Below are 3,035 nucleotides of genomic sequence, written 5' to 3'. Positions count from 1 at the left end.
GAAGAAAGTTCGCGAAGCCTTGCTCGTTCTTGCGAGCACCGTCACCGATACCCGCCGCGCCTTCGGCACGAAAGAAGAGGTGGACCCTGTCCAATATCTGATCGGCGCTGCTTCAGCATGGGGCGCCAACGCCCCGAAGGATGCGATTTATCTCAATGTGGTGCCGAAAAAGAACGATGGAAAAACCAACTACACTTTGAAGGTCAAGGATGTTCCCGTCGACGGGTTCTGGTCGATCAGCCTTTACGACGCGAAGGGCTACTATCAAAAGAACGCCATCAACGCCTACACGCTGAACGACATCACTGCCAAGGCCTATCAGGACGGGTCAGTCGCGATCCGGTTCGGCGGCTGCGATGGCAAGATCCCCAACTGCCTGCCGATCATGGAGGGCTGGAACTACATGGTGCGGCTCTATCGCCCGCGGGCCGAAATCCTCGACGGCAAATGGAAGTTCCCTGAGGCCGAGCCTGCGAAGTGAAGGAGCAGGCCGTGCGCTTACGTGCAACCGTCGTGGCAATGGCAGTTTTGTCAGTGTCGCCGGCCGTCTCCCAGGACACCGACGACCTGGCGAAGAAACTCGCGAATCCTGTCGCGAACATGGTCAGCGTGCCGATCCAGAGCAATTTTGATTTCGGTGCCGGCGCGAACGGCCATGGCTTCGCCTATACGGCCAATATCCAGCCGGTCATTCCCATTTCGCTGAACGACGACTGGCTGATCCTTTCGCGCACGGTCATCCCGATCGGCTATCGCGACTATTCTCCGGGCGGCGACGTGTTCGGCTTGGGTGACATCAATGCCAGTCTTTTCCTGTCGCCCAAGGCGCCCAATCCAAACGGCATCATCTGGGGCATCGGCCCGGTGTTTCTGTTGCCGACCGCCACCGATGATTTCCTGGGAACCGGCAAGTTCGGCCTCGGCCCAACCGGCGTTCTGGCCAAGCAGACGGGACCATGGACGATCGGCGTGCTCGGCAATCACATCTGGTCGGTGGCAGGTGATCATGACCGTGCCGATATCAGCCAGACATTTGTGCAACCCTTCGTATCCTATGGCCTCGGCCACGGCCGCACCCTCTCGTTGAACACCGAGGCCAGCTATGACTGGAAAAGCGACCAATGGACGGTGCCGATCAATCTCGGCATTTCGCAGGTGTTCAAGCTCGGGGATCAGGCGATGAGCATTCAGGTCGGCGCCAAATACTACGCCGAAGCGCCGCAGGGGGCACCGCAATGGGGCATACGAACCACGCTGACATTCCTGTTTCCGGAAAAATGAAGGGGACGCATATGAGATCCGCGACAATCATGCGCCTGATGGCAGGATGCCTCGGAGCCGCCGCGACATGCTTCAGCAGCGCCGGCAACGCGACGGAGGCCGCGGCCGGCCGCTACATACCCGGCATCACCGCCGGCCCCGGCATGGGCATCGTTCCTCCGACTTCCGGCGTCGGCTACTGGGCGATCTCGAACGCCTACTACCATGGCAAGGCGAGTGGCGAGATTCCGTTCGGCAACGACACCGTGGCTCTCGGTCTCAAAGCGGATATGTGGATCACCGCTCTTGCCGGCGTCTATGTACCCGAACTGCATCTTCCCGGAAACTGGACCTATGCGGTCCAGGGAGCCGTTCCTATCGCCTGGTCCCAGGCGGAGGCGTCTCTAGGTCCGATCGAGGCCGACGATCACTTGGCCGGCCTCGGCGACATTGCGGTCGCGCCGCTCGTGTTCGGCTGGCACAACGACGCCATGAACACTTTCGTCTCGACCTCGTTGACCGTCACCGCACCGACGGGCCTGTGGGACAAAGGGCGTCTGGTGTTCCTCGGGCTAAACTACTGGACGTTCACACCGGCTGTAGGCTTCACCCGCCTGTTCCCCGAACAGGGATTGGATTTTTCCGCGAAGTTCGGCGTCGACATCAACACCAGAAATGAAGACACAGACTATTACAGCGGCGCGATGGCGCATCTCGACCTCGCGCTGACAAAAAATATCACCAAGAATTTCTCGGTTGGGGCTATCGCCGGGTTCTTGTACCAGTTCCAGGATGACGACAGCACCTTCGCCGACGCTCACGACGGCTTCAAAGGCCGCTCGATCGCCATCGGACCTCTGGTGTCTTACAAGGCGGAGTTCGGAAAGACTGAGGTGAATCTTACTTTGCGGTGGGCGCACGAGTTGGAGGTCAAGAACCGAATGAAGGGCGATGCCGTCGTGTTCGACATCAGCGGGAAATTCTGACCAAAGCCAAAGCACCGCCTTCGAGCGGCTTCGCGATGCACGGGATGACCGTGCTTCCGGAATGCGTGCTGCCGCCCAACCGGCGCAGGCTTGGGGCCGATGAAGGCATGTACCGGATACAACCTTTTGGGGTGGTTAAAGCCCGATTACCGCAAGATCGGGTATTGGCTGCGCTGGCGTTTTTCTGAAGCCTGCGACACTCTGCGGTCATGCTGGCCCGTTCCCGCCCTTGCCTTCCCGCGAAATTGCTATATAGACGCGCCCAATCTGCCGGTCCTTGCTGGGGGCTGAACGGAGGGCCGTGGCTTTTCGAAGCCGCGACACGAAGCCAGAAGTGCTTTTAGCCTCCCGTGTCTCCGCTCTCGACCGTCTCGCGATGCTCCTTTCTTCCCCGTTTCGTCGGGTCAGACAAGTTGCAGAGGCTTAGCCGCGAGGGCCGGACAGAGAAACGAAGAAAGGCAGAAAGACATAATGGCTCTTTACGAACATGTGTTTCTTGCCCGGCAGGACCTGTCGCAGCAGCAGGTTGACGCGCTTGTCGAACAGTACAAGGGCGTCATCACCGCGAATGGCGGCTCGGTCGGCCGGATCGAGAACTGGGGACTGAAGTCCCTCACTTACCGGGTCAAGAAGAACCGGAAGGCTTACTACACGCTGATGGACATCACTTGCCCGCCGCCCGCGCTCAACGAGATGGAGCGCCAGATGGGCCTGTCGGAAGACGTCCTTCGCTTCCTCACCGTCAAGGTCGAGGCGCATGAGGAAGGCGCTTCGGCGATGATGCAGAAG

The 3,035-nt window shown here is 59.7% G+C and carries 5 protein-coding genes; all 5 read left to right on the top strand.

The genetic code is table 11. From position 1 onward, the window contains the following. A partial coding sequence (locus EOA27_RS29590) for a DUF1214 domain-containing protein (RefSeq protein ID WP_127257893.1) occupies positions 1-481 on the top strand: 481 nt, incomplete at its 5' end. Then, a complete protein-coding gene (locus tag EOA27_RS29585) occupies positions 478-1,281 on the top strand; it encodes a transporter (RefSeq protein WP_245467153.1) in 804 nt (267 codons plus the stop codon). The genes EOA27_RS29590 and EOA27_RS29585, both read left to right, overlap by 4 nt. A gap of 29 nt (positions 1,282-1,310) precedes the next feature. Continuing rightward, the gene (locus EOA27_RS29580) at positions 1,311-2,246 is read left to right on the top strand and encodes a transporter (protein WP_189343188.1); all 936 of its coding nucleotides are present in this window, start codon (positions 1,311-1,313) and stop codon (positions 2,244-2,246) included. A gap of 44 nt (positions 2,247-2,290) precedes the next feature. Beyond that, a complete protein-coding gene (locus EOA27_RS41015) occupies positions 2,291-2,434 on the top strand; it encodes a hypothetical protein (protein ID WP_189343189.1) in 144 nt (47 codons plus the stop codon). Positions 2,435-2,717: 283 nt separating this feature from the next. Beyond that, positions 2,718-3,035: 30S ribosomal protein S6 (gene rpsF, locus EOA27_RS29575; RefSeq protein ID WP_127257891.1), on the top strand; the 318-nt coding region annotated here is incomplete at its 3' end.

The organism is Mesorhizobium sp. M2A.F.Ca.ET.037.01.1.1 (genome assembly GCF_003998075.1).
Lineage (GTDB): Bacteria > Pseudomonadota > Alphaproteobacteria > Rhizobiales > Rhizobiaceae > Mesorhizobium.
This window is presented reverse-complemented; position numbering and strand designations above follow the sequence as displayed.